This window comes from Saccharospirillum sp., assembly GCF_040881935.1.
Taxonomy (GTDB): domain Bacteria; phylum Pseudomonadota; class Gammaproteobacteria; order Pseudomonadales; family Natronospirillaceae; genus Saccharospirillum.
The window spans coordinates 1-18,001 of the sequence record NZ_JBBECH010000067.1; the positions used below are offsets into that span (position 1 = coordinate 1).

The window sequence follows — 18,001 nt, forward strand, 5'->3', positions numbered from 1 at the left end:
GGCGTATGGGTATGTGAGTGGGAATCCGTTGAGTTGGACGGATTGGTTGGGGTTGGAAGGTACAGTTTGGACTGGCAATGTAACGAAACTTGGAGGTTCCTACGGTATAGGTGCATCTATCTATAAATATGAATTGGAATCTACAAACCCATATACGGGTCATTTAATAAAAGTAGAAGTTATTGCTACTCATGCAGAGGCAGGAGTCGGTACCTATGTTAGCGGGTCCAATTCAGAAGTTGTCTTTAAAGATGATAATTTAATACCTGAACCATCCGTTTTTGAAGGCACTTCCATGGTTGCTGGCATCTCTTGGAGTGTAGTAGGAGGGGCAACTTTTGGAGCAAATCAGTTGGGAGAAGCTAGACAAGATATGTCACTAAGCTTTGCGACAGGATGGGACGCTTCCGTAACGGTGGGACTTGGCACCTCTAGGCTCCTCAGTACCGAGTATATTCAACAATATCAATGCGTAGCTCCATGAAAGAGAATATTATGAAAAAACAAAAATTGTGGCTTATATTAACGGTGTTGTTTCTAGCGCCACTACTGCGAATAGTACAATTCAGTATTTTGTCTAGGGAGGGTTTAACTTACTCGGTTCATTTTGCAGACTATATTATCGTATCGGTTGGTGTTTTATCTTCGATATATTTGACTTTTAGGTTCAACGAAAGGCTGTCAGAATTGATGGCTATGCGTATTTTCGTTGTTTTTATCTGGATATTTCTATTTGGGCTTTTTACATTTTTAACTTCGTTTTCTTTTGAACTAACCAGGGCCTTAATTATTGAAAACTATCTGTTGGCCTTCGCATTTATGTTCAGTGTTTTTTATAATTTTCTCTTTAGTTCGAAGTCTAACATAAATGAAGATAGATAACTTATGGTTCAAGTTGTTGTGAAACGAGTAATCGAGACACCCACCGTTACAATTTGTAAGTGTGTTGGGTGTCCAGCTAAAGGTTAGCTGCGACTGCCGTACAACCTGATGGTGCACCAGCAGTTGTTCCAGCCCAGCCGCCCCGAGCTGCACGCCGCCGGCAACAAAGGCGCCGACACATCACACCTGTACCTCTACGGCGACCACCTGAACAGCACCGTTCAGGTGCGGGACCAGAACAGCCGCCAAGCCATGCGCCTGGGCTACAGCCCCTTCGACCAGTCCTACCGCAAACACAACGACAGAACCTTCTGGAAATTGAACAGCGGGGTCAACGCCAACAACCAGCTCAACGCCCTATAACCCTACCAAAACACCGGTCGCTACACCGAAGCAGCCACCGGCCTGGTGAACCTGGACGCCCGCTGGTACAACCCCCATCATACTCAACGGTTCGTACAGCCGGATCTGTGGAACTTCAGGAATACCGGCTTACCGGAATGCAGTATGTTAGCTGTTGCCCTCTTCTGCTGCTTCTTCTTCATCGGCTTCTTCTTCCAAGCTTTCCAGGCTGAGCGCGGGTTTGTTGTCCGAGGCTTCATCACCCTCGGCGGTGGTTGTGTTCTTGTTTTTCAACTTAATACGCAGGCGTAAATTGTTGGGGGAGTCTGCGTTTTTAATGGCCTCCTCGAACGATATGCGTCCGTCCTGATAAAGCTTGAACAGGGCGCCGTCGAAGGTTTGCATGCCGAGGTTTTCTGACTTTTCCATAATTTCCTTGATGCTATGGAGGTCGCCACGGAGGATCATTTCCTTAATGGTTCTGGAACCCAGCATGATTTCCACTGCGGCACAGCGTTTGCCATCTACGGTCGGCACCAGCCGTTGTGAAATAAATGCCTGCAGGTTCATGCCCAGGTCCATGAGCAGTTGCCGGCGTCGCGCTTCTGGAAAGAAGTTGATGATCCTGTCCAGCGCCTGGTTGGCGTTGTTGGCATGCAAGGTGGAAATGGCCAGGTGTCCTGTCTCGGCGAATGCCAGTGCGTGCTCCATGGTCTCCTGATCGCGGATTTCACCGATCAGTATCACGTCGGGCGCCTGGCGCAGCGTATTTTTTAGCGCCGCGTGCCAGTTGCGGGTGTCTACCCCGATTTCACGCTGGTTAACGATGCATTTTTTGTGTTTGTGTACATACTCCACGGGGTCTTCAATGGTAATGATATGGCCACCGCTGCTGCTGTTGCGGTGATCAATCAGCGCTGCCAGCGATGTGGATTTACCGGAACCGGTTCCGCCTACGAATAAAATCAGGCCGCGCTTGGCCATGACGATGTCTTTGAGCACCACCGGTAGCTTCAGGTCGTCAAAAGCGGGGATTTCTGTCTGGATGTTGCGCGCGACGATAGACACCTCGTTGCGCTGTTTGAAAATATTGATGCGAAACCGGCCAACGCCCGGAATGGATATGGCAAGGTTCATTTCCAGTTCATGTTCAAATTCTTCGCGCTGCTCGGCATCCATGACGCTGTCGGCAATTTTTGCAATGGCACCTGGTGCCATGGGTGTTTTTTCAAGAGGCTTCAGAACTCCCTGGAATTTGGCACAGGGTGGGGCGCCGGTACTCAAATAAAGGTCAGAACCGTCGTGTTTGGCAAGGAGACGGAGGTAATCGGTAAAATCCATAGAGTTGATACCACTGAAATTGTATGTGCGGGCGGCGAAACCGAGGTTATTTGCGGCTACCAGTATAGGCGAAGTGGCCGCTTTTTGCTAAATTTACGGACTCCTGCGGGGGGGCCAGTTGGCCCGGCCGACCAGCTGGCGTGAGCGGTTATCCGCTTTGTTTCCCGGGTATCGTAAAGGCCCGCAGAAAAGAGCGCGCAATTTAACGGATCATTGGCTTGAAGCAGAATCCCTGATTTAATAAATGGAGTGATTCAGCAACGAACGCCTTATGCTAAACGACATCCTGATTCGGCCCGCCCAATTTGAAGATAGCCTCGCTATTGCACAGCTTTATAATCCCTATATTCGAGACACCATCATCACGTTTGAAGAAGCCGAAGTCGCGGCACAGGACATTCGGCAACGAATGCAGGCGGTAAACGATGCCGGGCTGTTCTGGAGGTTCGCTGAGCACCAGGGTGATCTGGCCGGTTATGCTTATGCCACGGCCTGGCGACCAAGACACGCTTACCGCTTCTCGGTAGAAGTGACCGCTTACGTCAGCCCAGAATACCATGGCAAAGGTGTTGGGTCTTGTTTGTACGATGACCTCTTGCCAGCGCTCAAAAAACGAGGCATACACAGTGCCATGGGCGGTATTGCTCTGCCCAATGACGCCAGCATTGCTCTGCATGAAAAGTTTGGCTTTAAAAAGGTCGCGCACTTCGAGGCAGTTGGTTTCAAATTCAACCGCTGGATTGATGTGGGTTACTGGCAGTTACTGCTGTAACTGAACCTCTGTGAGATAAAGGGGCAATAAGCTCCCATAAAGCGGTGCGAGCATCAACTGACAACGTAGACTCCCAGCGAGCACAGGCTTTTGCATTACCAATCCAGGACGTTATCGTCTGGTAGTCGATCTGCTTTGGGTCCCTAAGTGTCAGGCTCATTTTTGCCTCAAAATAGTTTGGTCAACTCGGGTTGCATGCGCATATATTGGTCGGAATACCTATCCAGAATCCTCTTGCTAATCTTAGCCGAATCAGTAGCTTTGCAACACATAGCCACCGTTAAGCAGGTAATTTCGTGCATTCCAAGCGCGCTCGTCTCGATCGATTCATCGCCCGACACTGTCAGATCCCCCTGAAATCGGTTAAACCGTTGCTCGCGCGTGGTCTGGTCAGTGTTAATGGCGTGGCGGTGGCAGATAGTCAGGTGGTGATTGGAGAGTTTGATCGGATTGTCAGCGACGGCGTCGTGTTGCAGGACCGCACACCCTGGTATTTCATGCTGCATAAGCCCGTGGGTGTGGTCAGTGCGACACGGGATTCACAACACAGAACCGTGCTGGATCTGATTAATCACCCGGCTAAAGAGAGTCTGCATGTAGTCGGGCGGCTGGATCTGAACACCTCGGGCCTGGTGTTGTTGACCAACGATGGGCGCTGGTCACGCGCGCTGATGTCGCCGGTGTCGAAAGTGCCAAAGCGCTATCAGGTTCGGGTAAGGGACCCGTTGGATGAGCGATATGTTAAAGCCTTTGCCGAGGGCCTGTATTTTGAAACGGAGAACATCGTGACCGCACCCGTAGGACTGACGCTCACCTCCGCCACAACGGCCGAGCTGGTGCTGAACGAGGGTAAATACCACCAGATAAAACGGATGTTTGGTCGGTTTCGCAACCCGGTGCTGGCGTTGCATCGCAGTGCTGTGGGTCCTTATAGACTGGACGATTCGCTGGCCTCAGGTGAATTCAGACCCCTGGTGGTACCCCGTGACCGCCTACATGATCGTTGATTTACGCAGATTTCCACTCTGTCAGTGCTCCGTCTTCCGGTTTATAGATCTCTACGGACAAGGGATAGCAGGCGGCCGCATCGCTGGAATGGCTGGCGCTGCAATCACCGCCCGGGCGGCTCTGCGTTCGCCGGCGTCTTCAGGCTCCGGATGCTCAGGGTTGTGTTTCATCAGTGGGTCGCCTGCTGGTGAGTGATCGGTTTTGGTGCCGATCTGCGTAAAGTCGACGTATCCCATGGTGGTCGCCGTTCATTTGGATAAGGCAACAGAATATACTGACTCACGGCACTGGCGACAAACACTTCAACTACCGGACACTGTCAGTTTCCGAAGGACCAGGCACCCCCTAACGTGACCAAAGAATCCGATGTAATTGTCAATCGCAACTGGCTTGTGGCCTGGGGTGCAATTGTAGCGTTATCCCTGTCGGTGTATTTCCTGAACCCCGAATGGTTTGCGCCGCGCGCACTGCGTCAGTTTTTTAACGACAATCTGGCACTCAGTCTGTTCCTGTATTTTGTAGTGTCCACACTCAGAGGCTTTACGCTGATTCCTTCCACGCCCCTGGTACTGGCCGGTGTGCTGGTGTTTCCGCCCCTGCCCTTATTTCTGGTTAATCAGGTCGCGGTTTATACCTCGTCGGCCATCGTGTATCTGATGGCACGACAGGTCCGCTTCGACCACTACTTTCATGAACGATACCCCCGCCAGGTTCAGCGTCTTTCCCGATTACTCCACCAGCGCGAATTGGTGGTGATCAGCGTCTGGGGGTTTGCGCCTTTTGTGCCTACCGACATGATTGTCTATGTGTGCAGTGTGCTGCGCATCAAACTGTGGAAAACCCTGCTGGGTGTCTCCATCGGTGAAGGGGTGATCTGCGCGATCTATATTTTTGGCGGGTCTCGAGGGTTGGACCTGTTGCTGAGCTCATTTTAGTCCGGCGATCTCGAAGCCCAGATCGCCAGTCGGTGGCGCATGGCCTGTTGCGAGAGCTGGTCATTGGGCAGCGGCTGAATGACGTTATCGTGCACCAGTAAGCGGTAAATGTACTCTATTTTTTCTTCGGCAGAATCCGTGGGTTCAAATTCAACGACGCCTCTGGCCTCGCCATAGGCCTTGCCCATGGCAATGGCTTTTTTAACCAGCTCTTTTTCATTCTTGAGTTTTTTCATGCAGGTGTCCCCCGTTACCGCTCAGTGTAAACCCGGCATGGCTGACGTCCAGTCTGTCAGTTTCATTTGCAGAGTGAGCTGCCATACTGGGCCTGTCGCCTCTATCAATGTAAAGGCCATACGTCTATGTCACCGGAACCCCGCAGTAAAAACTGGAAACGCATCGTCAACGCGGTGCTGTCACCAGAACCCGACATTGAGTCAACTGTGTCGCCGCAAGTGCCGGGTGATGTGCCGGTGCTCTGGCTGCTGGGCAAGGTGCAATCGGGCAAAACGTCGATTATTCATGCCATTACCCGCCATCCCGAAGCGGAGATTGGCGCTGGTTTTAAACCCTGCACTCGCCATGCCCAACTGTTTGATTTTCCGCCGGAGCTGCCACTGGTTCGTTTTATTGACACTCGCGGCTTGGGTGAGGTGGGTTATGCGCCGGAGCAGGATCTGGTGACGCAGGAACACCAGGCCGATGCGCTGATCGTGGTGGCCCGCGCCATGGACCCACAACAGGATGAGGTGTTTGCCCAGGTTGAACGCATTCGCAAGCGTCGCCCCAACTGGCCTCTGGTGCTGGTGCAAACCCGTTTGCACGATGGCTACCCGGACGACCGGGATCACCCGGGCTACGCCGAACTACAGCGAGATACCGAGCTGGCCGATCTTCAGCGTGCGCTGATGACTCAGGCAGCCCGGCTGAAAGCAGTGCCAGGCTCAGGCCCGGTGCACGCTGTGGCGGTGGACCTGACCCGCCCCGAAGACGGCTTTACCAATCCGGACTATGGTCTGGAAGCCCTGCTGGCCGTTCTGGATCAGGTATTGGATGCGGCCCAGAGTGAACAGCTGCGCAGCCTGCAACTGACCGACGCCGATGCCCGGCTGCAACAACTGCATCCACATTTAGTGGGTTATGCAACGGCCGCTGGCTTGTCCGATCTGATCCCGCTGGCAGGGTTTGTAACGGTGCCAACAGTGCAAGGCAAGATGCTGCATTCCATTGGCCGGATCTACGGGCGCGACTGGGACAAACGCAGCCTGACCGAGTTTGGTACCTCACTCGGCTCGGGCACGCTGGTTGGTATTGGCGCCAGTTTCGCGGCGCGCCAGTTGGGCAAGCTGGTCCCGGTCTATGGGCAGTCGGTCGGTGCAGTGGCTGCTGGCACGGCCAGCGCGGCGGTCACCTATGCTCTGGGCCGGGCCGCTTGTTATTACCTGAACCAGTCGGCACAGGGTAAGCCTGACCCCACCGGCGTTGCCAATGCCTACCGTGGTTCACTGCAAGAGGCTTACCGGATGTTTCACGACCGCATGCGAAGGCAACACCATGACCGCGAAAATTAAACGTCGTTGGCGCGGACCGCTCATTCTGGTGATCGGCCTGGTGCTAGCCTTGATGGTGCTGCCTCTGGTGTTGCTGATTCCGCTGGGCGGGCTCTGGTTGTGGCAGCAAGGTTGGCTGCTGCCATGGCTGTTGGGCACAGCGCTGCTGACCGGTGGCGGTTACCTGCTGGCGCACCTGTTGCAACGCCGCCTGGTCGGCAGCATCGATACGCCGGCTGACGCTGCCGAGCCTGTTTCACCGCCGGAAGCCGACTGGTCGCCCCAGGATCTGGCCGCCTGGGCGGAGGTACAACAACTGGCCAGAGAGACCGATAAAGTCATTCTGGGCAGCCAGACTTTATTGCTGCAACGGGCGCGCGTCGTTATTGAGCGGGTCGCCCGGCACTACTACCCGGAGCATACAGACCCGATTTGGAATTTTACCCTGCCCGAAGCGCTGTTGCTCAGTGAGCGGGTTAGCCTGCGCCTGCGTCTGGTGCTTGGCGAGCATGTGCCGGGTTCTGGCCATCTTCAGGTTGGGCAGGTGATGCGGCTCTGGCATCTGGGCAGCTCCAGCCAGCCCTATTATAAAGGTGCCAAAACCCTGTTCCGGCTGGTGCGGGCGGTGAACCCGGTGTCGGCCGTGCTGGCGGAAGTCCGGGAGCGTCTGCTGAATGTTGCCTTCGACAGAACCACCGATTATTTGCAGCAAAAAGGGGCTCGAATCTGGGTCGAAGAAGTCGGTCGGGCGGCGATCGAGCTCTATTCGGGCCGCTTGCAGGCCGATGCCAGCCTGATGGCGAAGCTGGCCGAACACGAACAAGCGACGCGCCCACCGCCGGGGCCGGTTCAAGTGCTGATCGCGGGGCAGCTTAAGGTGGGTAAATCGAGCCTGGTCAATGCCCTGCTGAACGACACCCTCAGCGCGGTGGATGTGCTGCCGATGACCGCCAGTGCCGAGCGTTATCAGCTAAGTGATGAGACAGGCGAGCCACTGGCGGTGTTGATCGATACCCCAGGTGTGGGCCGGGCACTGAATGTGGATGAATGGGCCGCGCAGCTTGAAGCGGTCGACTGTATTCTGTGGGTTCTAGCCGCCGACCGGGCCGACCGGGAGTTGGACCGACAAGCGCTGGATTCGATTCAGGCCTGGTTTCGGGACAACCCGACCCGGCGGCCGCCTCCGATTCTCGGGATCGTCAGTCACATCGACCGGTTATCGCCCGCCCGGGAGTGGTCGCCACCCTATGATCTGATCAGGCAGGCATCCCCCAAAGCCGTTGCTATCAGCGAGGCGTTGCAGCAGATCGCGACGGATCTGGCGCTGCCGATGACCGATCTGGTACCCGTGCGGCTCGACCAGGGTGCGGCCGGTTACAACATCGATCTGCTCTGGAGCGCCGTTTATGAACGCCTGGAACAGGCCAAACACGGCCGAGCCCAGCGGCTGAACCGGCTGGGACGCAAGCGCAACTGGAAAACCGTGATGCGCCAGGCTCGCGGCGCTGGCCGCCTGATCCGTCAGGGGTTAAAGCGCTAATCGCTGACCGAGACCGGGCGCTGGGTCAACACACTGCAAATCTACTGGACGATGGTGGCTGGCAGTCTGCTAAACTCTGGATCCGAGACAGAGACTGAGCAGGCTGCGGCCTGAAACGCCGATGAAACCCTGGCAATCCGTGCTCGATTTCTGGTTTGGCGACCAGGAACCACCCGAGCCGCACTATCAAAAACGCTGGTTCAGCGGTGGCAAAGAGACCGACCGGCACATCGCCGAGCGCTTTGCGGCCAATCATAAGCGCGCGATTGAGGGCGAACTAAATGCCTGGCTGGAACACCCGGAAGGCCGGCTAGCGCTCATCATTCTGGTCGACCAATTCAGCCGTAATTTGTATCGCGGGCATGCGGACGCCTTTGCCTGGGATTCGCTCGCGTTGGCGTGGAGCCAGCAGGCGCTCGATAATGGTCATCTGACCCTGCTCGGTATGAGTGGCCGAATGTTTTGCCTGATGCCGATGATGCACGCCGAAGCGCTGCACTATCACCAGACATTACGTCAGCAGATCGACCAGTTACTGACCGATTACCCTGCCGCCGGTGCACCCTTAAAGGGGTTCAGCGACGCGGCCGATCAGCACCGGGTCATTATTGAGCAGTTTGGCCGATACCCGCACCGCAACTCTGTTTTGAACCGGCCTTCGACCCCGGCCGAACAAGACTATTTATCGCAGGATGGCGCCCGTTTTGGTCAATAAATAATCAGTGTTTGCTATGCTGAGAGTCTTTCCAACCCTTTCGTTCCAATTTATCTGGAGACACCATGTCCAACGCACCTTCCTTCTTCATGCGGCTGCGCTCACTGGCGCTGATCCCTTTGCTGGCTCTGGTCGCCGTTTTTGCGCAGGCGGAAAACCTGACCGAAAACGACGTAAACCAACTGGTGCGCGATTACATTCTGGAACACCCGGAAATCGTGATGGAAGCGATCAGCATTTTGCAGGCGCGGGAGCAGGCCGCCCAACAGGCCAGCGAGAGCGAGAAGCTCGCCGCCGCCAGTGAACAACTGATCAATGCCACGAACGACCCGGTGGGGGGAAACCCGGAAGGCAGCATTACCCTGGTTGAGTTTTTTGACTACAACTGTGGCTACTGCAAACGCGCCTCGGAAACGGTAAAAGCGCTGACTGAAGCGAACCCCGATCTGCGCGTGGTGTACAAGGAATGGCCAATTCTTTCGGAAACCTCGGTAACCGCAGCGCGCGTTAGCCTGGCCATCAGCGAATTGTATCCGGATCAGTATCAGGCCTATCACGATGCCTTGCTGGCCCGACCCGGAAGCCTGCGCCAAGACAGTGAAATCTGGCAGGTAGTCGATTCACTGGGGCTGGACCGCGCCGAGCTGGAAGACGAAACAAAAGCTGACTGGGTGCAGCAAACTCTGGCCAGCAATCAGGCCCTGGCTCAGCAACTGAAGATTACCGGCACACCAACCTTTGTTGTGGGTACTGACATTCTGCGGGGGGCTTACCCGCAGGCCGACATTCAGTCGGCCATCGACGCCAACCAATAACTCAAGTTTCGCAGTTCGCAATAGATAGCGACGGCTGGCAGGAGCAGTTCCTGCCAGCCGCACGGGCTCAAGGCGTTGCATCCACTCAAGAGTGCAATGTCTGTAAGCGCGCTTCCAGCTGTACGGCGGTTTCAGGTCGTCCGTACAAATACCCCTGATAGGCCAAACACCCTGCCTTTTGTAGCCAGTCGCGCTGCGCCTCGGTTTCCACACCCTCGGCAATAACATTCAATTCCAGGCTGTGTGCCAGGCCAATAATGGTGCGGGCAATGGTGGCCGCCGCCGGGTCCAGCAGTACGTCGGCGACAAACGTCTGATCGATCTTCAATTGTGCCAGCGGCAGCCGTTTCAGATAGGACAGGGACGAATAGCCAGTGCCGAAATCATCCAGCGCCACATCGACCCCCATCGCGTTCAACTCGCCGATACTGCGAATGGCATCATCCAGATCTTCGATCAGCATGGTTTCCGTCAATTCCAGTTTTAGCCGGTTTGGCCGGGCGCCGGTCTCCTCCAATACTTCTGTAACCATGGCGACAAAATCGACTGAACGAAACTGAACGGCACTGACATTAACCGAGAGTGACAACCGGGCCGTTTGATCGTGGTTCGCCCAGCGTACCAGTTGCTGACAGGCAGTGCGCAACACCCAGCGGCCCAGTGGCAGAATCAGGCCATTGGTTTCAGCCAGCGGTATAAACTCCAGCGGGGAAACCAGCCCTCTTTTCGGGTGCTGCCAGCGCAACAGCGCTTCGGCACCGATCACCTGTTGGTGGTCATCAAATTGCGCTTGATAGACCAGAAAAAAATGTTGTTCGGCCAGGCTGATGCGCATATCGGCATCGAGTGCCAGACGTGTTTGCAGAGCGGTATGCATTTCGTCGGTAAACAGGCAGTAGTCATCCCGTCCGTTGAGCTTGGCCTGATGCATCGCGACTTCCGCTTGTTTGAGCGCCTGGCTGAGGCTGCCCGACGTACCGGGTTCAAGCACCGTCAAGCCGATGCTGGCGGTGCAATGGTTCCTGAAGCCGTGCCATTCATAGCTGTTACGCAATTGCCACAGCACTCGTTCGCAGAGTTTGGTGGCAATGGAGCCGGCTGGCCCCTCGGTCAATAACAGGATGACAAATTCGTCAGCACCAAGGTGAACCAGATGGCTGTTTCTGGGCAGTTCCTCTGACAATCGCCGCACCACTTCGATCAGTAACTTGTCGCCATAGTCGTGACCATGGGTATCGTTGATGTCTTTAAAATTATCCAGATCGAGCACCAGCAAGGCGAGACCCTGCTGTTCGGTTCGGTCATCGACGGCAGGGCCGAGGTATTCAAACAGATAGGTGCGATTGGGCAGGCGCGTTAGCGTCTCGTAATACGCCAGGTAATGAATTCTGGCTTCGCGGTGTTTTTGTTCAGTAATGTTGGTTGAAATACCGCACAGGGCATAGGTTTTGCCCTGGTGATCCCGCAAGGGGATCTTGACCGATAAATAGGTGTGTTTTTCTCCGTTAACCGTCAGTGATTCCTCAACCCGCAGCGGATCTCCATCCCGGAACACAAGACGGTCGTGTTGCAGATAATCGCTGGCCGCCGTTTCTCCGAACAGATCGAGGTCGGTTTTGCCGAGAATATCCGCTTCTTCCCGGCCCAGAAAATCGAGCAATAACCGGTTGGCATACTGGTACTTCAAGTCGTTATTTTTGATGTAGATAAAGGCACCAACGTTGTCGAGTATGGTCGCCAGTTTGCGCTCACTGTCAGTCAATGCTCTGGTTTTGATCGCCACCCGATGTCGCAGCCAAGTGATCAGTAGCAAGGTGACCACCAACAATGTCAGTGCCGAGATCAGTGACAGGATCAGCCAGCGGGGGATCAGCGGTTTGGGTGGTACGCTCTGCCAGCGGTTCAGGATCTCAAAATAGAGAGAATCGGAATCTGCACGCCAGGCGGTCAGTTGGCGATCGATGGCGGCGAGCAGCTCGGTGTTATGGCCCTGGCGGGTGGCGAAATACAGTTGCGACGGCTGAAACACGATGGGTGTAGCCACCAGGTTATAATGGGCGGCATGCAAGGCGCCATAGAGGTTATTTGAAACCGCCGCGTCTGCTTCGCCATCGCTTACTTTGCTAAACGCTTCGAGGTAATCGCTGGCCTCGATCAGTTGGGCTTCAATGCCAAAATTTGCCAGCATTGACTTAAAAAACGGCAGCTGGACCGAATCTCGCAGCAGCGTTACTGACGCCCCGTTCAATTGAAATATTGAAACAATCGGCGGATTCGGACGGCTATACAGTTGCGACCAACTGTTCAGCGCCGGTTGCAGGTGAAAATCAAAACGTTGTTGGCGCTCGCTGTTTAGTGCGACATCGGGCATTAGATCCAGCTGGTCTGTTTCCAGCCAGCGCAGGCACTGGCTCCAGTTGCAGGGTCGGTAATCGAGCGTCCAGTTCTGTTCAGCCGCAATTGCATTCAGCAGTTCAACAAAGATGCCCGCTGGTTCGCCTGTGGCGTTGGTAAATAGCTTGGGTTTATTTTGGTAAAGCCCAACGCGCAGTGTTCGCGGTTGAGCGGACGGGTCTGTCTCGGCATGGGTGTGCAAGGGCAGCAGGGCAGCGATCCCAACCCACATCAATAACCAACGAAAACCCGTTCGTCGCGGTGAAGTGGACGTGGCAGCGGTCTGCCGGTTTGTTTGACATTCAGAGTAGAGCATCGGCTATCACAGACCCCTTACTGGCATTGGGTAAACCAGCACACAGGCTGCTGATCATCAATACCCGATCAGTCTAGACGGTTTTTTTTAAACACCGTAAGCGGAATGATTTTTTGTGACGGCGGATCAGCGTCGACCGGGACCCTGGCGGTTCCCGCCGACCAAGCGTTAGCGGGACACCTGTTTTTTGGACACGCGGTCGTTCTGAAGCTGAATGCGGGACAGGCCATCACTGATAACTTTGTGGGCCAGCGTCGTACCTTCGCTGGCTTTTATGCTGTGCAGATCAATTTTGGGGTGAATGATCACATCAATGGTACCGGGTAGCTTCACAAAACGCTTGTTCAGCCAGTAGTCGCCCGAGTTGTGGGTCACCGGAATAATCGGTACGCCCGCTTCTTTGGCCAGGCGAGCACCCCCTTGCTGAAAATTGCGTACCTTGTGGGGCTCGGCCCGGGTGCCTTCGGGGAATATCAGCACGAAAATACCGTCGTTGAGACGCGGCACACCCTGCTCCAAAATTTGGGTCATCGCGCCGATTCGGTCAGCCCGGTCAATGGCAATGGGGCGCAGCATGGCGAATGCCCAGCCGAAGAACGGGATTTTCAGCAGGCTGCGTTTTATCACCTGGGTCTGGGGGCGGAACAACCGCTGCAGAAAAAATGTCTCCCAGGCTGACTGATGATTGGAGATCACCACGCCAGCCGCACCATCCAGATTTTCAAGACCGGTGATGCGGTATTTGATGCCCAGAATCCAGCGGCTGGCGAATACTGTTAGCTTGGCCCAGGTGCCCACAACAAAGTGGTAGCGCATTCGGTAGGGCAGCAAATAGGCGAACAGGGCGCAAAACGATGCCCATAAAATGGTAAACGGCCCGTAGAAAAAGGCGTAAAAAACAAAGGTTCGCAGGTAGGCCAACCACATAGCGTCAGCTCTCGCCAGATTAAATGGATCGCACAGTGTACCGACAAACGGTGTCCGGGCGATGTCTTTAAAGTGAATTTAGCCTTTCCCGGGAGGAAGAGACACAGGCCAGTGCGCATGCCTGGTAAGGCACGCGTCACTCTTACTTTATTGGGCTTGAAGCACCGAAATGTCAGCCACCTTCAGGAACAACTGGCGTAATTTCGACAGTACCGCCAAGCGGTTATTGCGCACAGCGGCGTCGTCGGCCATGACCATGACTCCGTCGAAGTAGGCATCGACGCTGTCGCGCAGGCTCGCCAGGTGCTGCAGGGCGCCCTGATAGTCGACAACAGCCAGCATGGGTGTGATGTCCGCTTCGGCTGCCTGTATGGCCTGCCAGAGGGTGTGTTCGGCATCCGATTCAAACAAGGCGGTGTCGACCCGGTCGCTGACGTCCCCTTCGGCTTTGGCCAGCAGGTTGGATACCCGCTTGTTGGCGGCAGCCAGAGCTTCGGCTTCGAGCAGATGACTGAAGTTGGCGACGGCTTTGACCCGTCGATCAATATCCAGCGGCCGGCTCGGATTCAGCGCCCGCACCGCCTGAAATACATCGTGGCGGAAACCGGCGTCGGCGTACCAGGCGCTGAAGCGGTCGAGCGCATAGTCGACTACCTGACCGACGACCTTGTCGCGCTCCGGCAGGCTGGTGTGTTGGTCGGCGGCAAAGGTAACCAGGTCGACCAGATCCAGATCCAGATCGCGCTCGACCAGAATGCGCAATACACCCAGCGCCGCACGGCGCAGCGCGAAAGGGTCTTTGGTGCCGGTCGGTGGTTGGCCAATACCGAACAAGCCGGACAGGTTATCGAGCCGGTCGGCCAGGGCCACGGCCATACCGGCACGGCTCAGCGGCAGTTCGTCACCGGCACCGGCCGGGCGATACTGCTCGATAATGGCTTGGGCGACGGCTTTCGGTTCGCCATCGTGCAGCGCGTAGTAGTAACCGGCGATGCCCTGCATGTCGTCGAATTCAAACACCATGTCGGTGACCAGGTCGGCCTTGGCCAGCAAGGCCGCGCGCTCTGCCTGCTGGATGTCATCACCGAGTTGCCGGGCGATTTCGCCGGCGATGGCGCTTAAACGGATGGCCTTGTCGTACATCGAGCCCAGTTGCTGTTGAAAGGTTACCGATTTGAGTTTTTCGACCCGGTCCGCCAAGGGCGTTTTGCGGTCGGTATCCCAGAAAAAGGCCGCATCGGCCAGGCGCGGTCGAATGACTTTCTCGTTACCGGCGATCACCTGGGCGGGGTCTTTGCTTTCCAGGTTGGCGATGAACACAAAACGCGGCGCCAGCTCACCTTTGCTGTCCCGTGTCGGGAAATATTTCTGGTGTTCCTGCATCGACGATATGAGCGCCTCAGCCGGTACCGACAGGAAGCGGGATTCAAAGCTGCCGAGCAAGGCGACCGGCCATTCGTTCAGCGCCGTCACTTCGTCGAGCAGGTCGGGGTCGATGACCACCTCTACGCCCTCGGCTTGAGCTACGGCCTTTGCCTGGGTTTCGATGTAGTCGCGGCGCTCATTGAACGAGGCCAACACCTTGCCCTGGGTGCGCAGCGTTTCGGCATAGGCGGCAGGTTCGGAAATCTCAATATCGACGGGTGCGTGGAAGCGATGGCCCCGGCTCAGGCGGCCGGATTCAATGCCATAAACCGTGGCAGGTACAACGTCGTTACCCAGCAGCATCACCAGCCATTGCACCGGACGCACAAACTCGTCGCGGCTGGTGCCCCAGCGCATGCGTTTGGGGATCGGCAGGGCATCCAGCGTTTGCTGCACCAGCTCTGGCAGTAAATCAGCGGTGGCTTTGCCGGGTTCGACACCCCGGTAGACCAGCCATTCGCCTTTATCGGTTTCCATGCGTTCCAGCGCGTCAACACTGACGCCGTTGCCCCGGGCAAAGCCTTCGGCAGCTTTGGTGGGTTTGCCATCGGCGTCAAAGGCGGCTTTTACCGCCGGGCCGCGACGTTCGAACGCTTCATCGGGTTGTGCCAGGCCCAGGTCACGAATCAAGACGGCCAGGCGTCTGGGCGCGCCATAGCGCTCGGTATCACCAAAGCTTACTCCAGCGTCTTTCAGGCGCTGGATCAGGCCATCGGCAAAGGCATCCTGCAGCGGTTTCAGTGCCTTGGGCGGCAGTTCTTCGGTGCCCAGTTCGATCAGAAAATCAGCCTGTGTCATGTGGTCTTAATCCTTGTTCCCGGCACTGAGAATGTCATCACGCAACGCTTGTGGTGCCATCGGAAAGCCCATCGCCTTACGTGCTTCATAGTAGGCTTTGGCGACATCCCGGGAGAGGGTGCGAATGCGCAGAATATAACGCTGGCGCTCGGTCACCGAGATGGCGTGGCGGGCGTCCAGCAGGTTGAAGGTGTGGCCGGCCTTGAGGATTTGCTCATAGCCTGGCAGCGGCAAGTTCAGGTCGATCAGCTTGCGGGCTTCCCCTTCGTGGTATTCAAACTGGCGAAACAGGTTATCGACATCGGCGTGTTCGAAGTTATAGGTCGACTGCTCGATCTCGTTCTGCAGATACACATCGCCGTAGGTGACCTTGCTGCCATCCGGGCCGATGGTCCAGACCAGGTCGTAGACGTTGTCGACGTCCTGAATGTACATGGCCAGACGTTCCAGGCCGTAGGTAATTTCGCCGGAGACTGGAAAACACTCGATGCCACCGACCTGCTGGAAGTAGGTGAACTGGGTCACCTCCATGCCGTTCAGCCAGACTTCCCAGCCCAGACCCCAGGCACCCAGTGTCGGATTTTCCCAGTTGTCTTCAACAAAACGGATGTCGTGCACCAGCGGGTCGACGCCAATGGCTTCCAGCGAGCCCAGATACAGCTCCTGAATGTTGCTTGGGTTCGGCTTCAAAATGACCTGATACTGGTAATAATGCTGCAGGCGGTTGGGGTTCTCGCCGTAACGACCATCGGTCGGGCGGCGCGAAGGCTGCACATAGGCCACATTCCAGGTTTCCGGCCCCAGGGCACGCAAAAACGTCGCCGGATGGCTGGTCCCGGCGCCAACTTCCATATCCAGCGGCTGCAGGATCACACACCCCTGGTCAGCCCAGTATTGCTGCAGCGTCAGAATCAGGCCCTGAAAAGTCTTCAGGTTTCGGGCCGTGGTTGAATCTTTGGGTGGTGCTGTCGATGGCGTGGTCTGTTCAGTCACAGCGAAACATCCTGATGTCGGAAGGTCAAAAATCAAACGCCGCATTATACATAGGCAGTGCGGTGGGGTCACTGTGGCTGGGTGGGCTGACCTCTCGTAAGTAACAGGCTGGTAAAGGGTGCCACTAAGTGCGCCAGAAATGCGGCGAGAACAGCACCAGTAAGGTAAAGATCTCCAGGCGACCGAGCAGCATGGCGATGCACAGCACCCATTTGGCTAGATCAGGGATGTTGGCGTAATGGTTGGTAACGTCACCCAGGCCCGGGCCGAGGTTGTTTAGTGCGGCCGCTACCGCCGACCAACTGGTGATGAAATCCATACCAGTGGCGAGCAGTGCGAACAGAATCAGGCCGTAGATCATAATGTACATGCTGAAAAAGCCCCAGACGGCCTCGATGATGCGATCTCCAACCGGACGTTTGCCAACCTTGATCGGAAATATGCCCGCCGGGTGAATCAGCCGCTTGATTTCACGCAGCCCCTGCTTGAGCAACAGCATGGTGCGAATGACCTTGATGCCGCCAGCCGTCGAGCCGGCGCAGCCGCCAATAAAGGAGGCTAGAATCAGGAAGAACGGCAGGTACAGCGGCCAGGTCGCGAAATCGGCGGTACCATACCCGGTGGTCGTCAGCAGAGACACGGCTTCAAATATCCCATAGCGCAGCGATTCGCCAGGGCTATAAACCTGGGTGAGTAGCAGGGTCGCGGTGGTCAAACCGACGAACAGCAGCATGATAACAATAAAAAACCGGTATTCGGGGTCGAGCAGGTATTGCTTCAGGCTGCGATTACGCCAGGCGATAAAGTGCAAACCAAAGTTGGCAACCGACAGGATCATGAACACCACGGCGACCATCTCAACCGCGACACTGTCGAAATAGCCAATGCTGGCATCATGCGTTGAAAAGCCACCAATCGCGACCGTGGAAAAGCTGTGGGCGATCGCATCAAATAAGCTCATGCCGGCCGCCCAGTAGCCCAGGGCGCAGGCGATTGTCAGAGCGAGGTAGATGTACCAGAGGGCCTTGGCGGTTTCAGTAATGCGCGGTGTCAGTTTGGTGTCTTTCACCGGCCCGGGTGTTTCCGTCCGGTACAGCTGCATGCCGCCGATACCGAGCATGGGTAGCACAGCCACGGCGAGCACAATAATACCCATGCCGCCCATCCACTGCAGTTGCTGACGATAAAACAACAGGCTCTTGGGCAGGCTGTCGAGCCCGACAACGACGGTGGCCCCGGTGGTGGTCA

At 56.0% G+C, this 18,001-nt stretch carries 17 protein-coding genes; 9 read left to right on the forward strand and 8 right to left on the reverse strand.

Annotation, left to right across the window (positions count from 1 at the left end; genetic code table 11):
* Positions 1-484, forward strand: a 484-nt coding sequence (locus WEB54_RS12575) for a hypothetical protein (protein WP_368055994.1), incomplete at its 5' end; no start/stop codon positions are given.
* A 521-nt stretch (positions 485-1,005) separates the two neighbouring features.
* A complete protein-coding gene (locus WEB54_RS12580; RefSeq protein WP_368055995.1) occupies positions 1,006-1,245 on the forward strand; it encodes a hypothetical protein in 240 nt (79 codons plus the stop codon).
* A 147-nt stretch (positions 1,246-1,392) separates the two neighbouring features.
* Here WEB54_RS12580 and WEB54_RS12585 read toward each other — a convergent pair whose 3' ends face one another.
* A complete protein-coding gene (locus WEB54_RS12585; RefSeq protein WP_368055997.1) occupies positions 1,393-2,565 on the reverse strand; it encodes a PilT/PilU family type 4a pilus ATPase in 1,173 nt (390 codons plus the stop codon).
* Positions 2,566-2,836: 271 nt separating this feature from the next.
* Between WEB54_RS12585 and WEB54_RS12590 the strand changes: the two genes are divergently transcribed.
* Together WEB54_RS12590 and WEB54_RS12595 are read left to right on the forward strand one after the other, a co-directional pair.
* A complete protein-coding gene (locus WEB54_RS12590) occupies positions 2,837-3,337 on the forward strand; it encodes an N-acetyltransferase family protein (protein WP_368053371.1) in 501 nt (166 codons plus the stop codon).
* Positions 3,338-3,633: 296 nt separating this feature from the next.
* On the forward strand, positions 3,634-4,344 hold the full coding sequence (locus WEB54_RS12595; protein WP_368055998.1) for a 16S rRNA pseudouridine(516) synthase: 711 nt from the start codon (positions 3,634-3,636) through the stop codon (positions 4,342-4,344).
* A 51-nt stretch (positions 4,345-4,395) separates the two neighbouring features.
* Here WEB54_RS12595 and WEB54_RS12600 read toward each other — a convergent pair whose 3' ends face one another.
* Positions 4,396-4,581: a hypothetical protein gene (locus tag WEB54_RS12600; RefSeq protein WP_368053367.1), complete on the reverse strand. Its 186-nt coding sequence runs from the start codon at positions 4,579-4,581 to the stop codon at positions 4,396-4,398.
* Between the two features lie 114 nt (positions 4,582-4,695).
* On the opposite strand from WEB54_RS12600, the gene WEB54_RS12605 reads away from it, so the two are divergent.
* Positions 4,696-5,280: a TVP38/TMEM64 family protein gene (locus WEB54_RS12605; RefSeq protein WP_368053365.1), complete on the forward strand. Its 585-nt coding sequence runs from the start codon at positions 4,696-4,698 to the stop codon at positions 5,278-5,280.
* Here WEB54_RS12605 and WEB54_RS12610 read toward each other — a convergent pair.
* Positions 5,277-5,516 carry a DUF5062 family protein gene (locus tag WEB54_RS12610; RefSeq protein ID WP_368056001.1) on the reverse strand — a complete coding sequence of 80 codons (240 nt, stop codon included), beginning with the start codon at positions 5,514-5,516 and terminating at the stop codon, positions 5,277-5,279. The genes WEB54_RS12605 and WEB54_RS12610 overlap by 4 nt on opposite strands.
* A 126-nt stretch (positions 5,517-5,642) precedes the next feature.
* On the opposite strand from WEB54_RS12610, the gene WEB54_RS12615 reads away from it, so the two are divergent.
* The 4 genes from WEB54_RS12615 to WEB54_RS12630 all read left to right on the forward strand — a co-directional run bounded on the left by WEB54_RS12615 (position 5,643) and on the right by WEB54_RS12630 (position 9,900).
* Positions 5,643-6,851, forward strand: a complete 1,209-nt coding sequence (locus tag WEB54_RS12615; RefSeq protein ID WP_368056003.1) for a YcjF family protein — start codon at positions 5,643-5,645, stop codon at positions 6,849-6,851.
* Entirely contained in the window at positions 6,835-8,370 is a 1,536-nt protein-coding gene (locus WEB54_RS12620) for a GTPase family protein (protein WP_368056005.1), read from the forward strand. The genes WEB54_RS12615 and WEB54_RS12620 overlap by 17 nt, the downstream gene beginning before the upstream one ends.
* Positions 8,371-8,491: 121 nt before the next feature.
* The gene (locus WEB54_RS12625; protein ID WP_368056007.1) at positions 8,492-9,085 is read left to right on the forward strand and encodes a DUF924 family protein; all 594 of its coding nucleotides are present in this window, start codon (positions 8,492-8,494) and stop codon (positions 9,083-9,085) included.
* Between the two features lie 65 nt (positions 9,086-9,150).
* Positions 9,151-9,900, forward strand: coding sequence for a DsbA family protein (locus WEB54_RS12630; RefSeq protein ID WP_368053355.1), 750 nt, complete (start codon positions 9,151-9,153; stop codon positions 9,898-9,900).
* A gap of 85 nt (positions 9,901-9,985) precedes the next feature.
* Here WEB54_RS12630 and WEB54_RS12635 read toward each other — a convergent pair whose 3' ends face one another.
* The 5 genes from WEB54_RS12635 to WEB54_RS12655 form a co-directional block, all read right to left on the reverse strand.
* The gene (locus WEB54_RS12635; protein WP_368056009.1) at positions 9,986-12,526 is read right to left on the reverse strand and encodes an EAL domain-containing protein; all 2,541 of its coding nucleotides are present in this window, start codon (positions 12,524-12,526) and stop codon (positions 9,986-9,988) included.
* A 252-nt stretch (positions 12,527-12,778) separates the two neighbouring features.
* The gene (locus WEB54_RS12640; RefSeq protein WP_368056011.1) at positions 12,779-13,537 is read right to left on the reverse strand and encodes a lysophospholipid acyltransferase family protein; all 759 of its coding nucleotides are present in this window, start codon (positions 13,535-13,537) and stop codon (positions 12,779-12,781) included.
* Between the two features lie 147 nt (positions 13,538-13,684).
* Positions 13,685-15,760 (reverse strand): glycine--tRNA ligase subunit beta, encoded by a 2,076-nt coding sequence (gene glyS, locus WEB54_RS12645; protein WP_368056013.1) that lies wholly within the window; start codon positions 15,758-15,760, stop codon positions 13,685-13,687.
* A gap of 6 nt (positions 15,761-15,766) precedes the next feature.
* Positions 15,767-16,753 carry a glycine--tRNA ligase subunit alpha gene (glyQ, locus tag WEB54_RS12650; protein ID WP_368053780.1) on the reverse strand — a complete coding sequence of 329 codons (987 nt, stop codon included), beginning with the start codon at positions 16,751-16,753 and terminating at the stop codon, positions 15,767-15,769.
* Between the two features lie 124 nt (positions 16,754-16,877).
* Positions 16,878-18,001, reverse strand: a 1,124-nt coding sequence (locus WEB54_RS12655; protein ID WP_368056016.1) for a TrkH family potassium uptake protein, incomplete at its 5' end; no start/stop codon positions are given.

Coding starts and splice junctions, on each gene's coding strand:
- WEB54_RS12585 (WP_368055997.1), bottom strand. CDS start 2,565: ATGGATTTTACCGATTACCTCCGTCTCCTTGCCAAACACGACGGTTCT.
- WEB54_RS12590 (WP_368053371.1), top strand. CDS start 2,837: ATGCTAAACGACATCCTGATTCGGCCCGCCCAATTTGAAGATAGCCTC.
- WEB54_RS12600 (WP_368053367.1), bottom strand. CDS start 4,581: ATGGGATACGTCGACTTTACGCAGATCGGCACCAAAACCGATCACTCA.
- WEB54_RS12610 (WP_368056001.1), bottom strand. CDS start 5,516: ATGAAAAAACTCAAGAATGAAAAAGAGCTGGTTAAAAAAGCCATTGCC.
- WEB54_RS12615 (WP_368056003.1), top strand. CDS start 5,643: ATGTCACCGGAACCCCGCAGTAAAAACTGGAAACGCATCGTCAACGCG.
- WEB54_RS12620 (WP_368056005.1), top strand. CDS start 6,835: ATGACCGCGAAAATTAAACGTCGTTGGCGCGGACCGCTCATTCTGGTG.
- WEB54_RS12625 (WP_368056007.1), top strand. CDS start 8,492: ATGAAACCCTGGCAATCCGTGCTCGATTTCTGGTTTGGCGACCAGGAA.
- WEB54_RS12630 (WP_368053355.1), top strand. CDS start 9,151: ATGTCCAACGCACCTTCCTTCTTCATGCGGCTGCGCTCACTGGCGCTG.
- WEB54_RS12635 (WP_368056009.1), bottom strand. CDS start 12,526: ATGTGGGTTGGGATCGCTGCCCTGCTGCCCTTGCACACCCATGCCGAG.
- WEB54_RS12640 (WP_368056011.1), bottom strand. CDS start 13,537: ATGTGGTTGGCCTACCTGCGAACCTTTGTTTTTTACGCCTTTTTCTAC.
- glyS (WP_368056013.1), bottom strand. CDS start 15,760: ATGACACAGGCTGATTTTCTGATCGAACTGGGCACCGAAGAACTGCCG.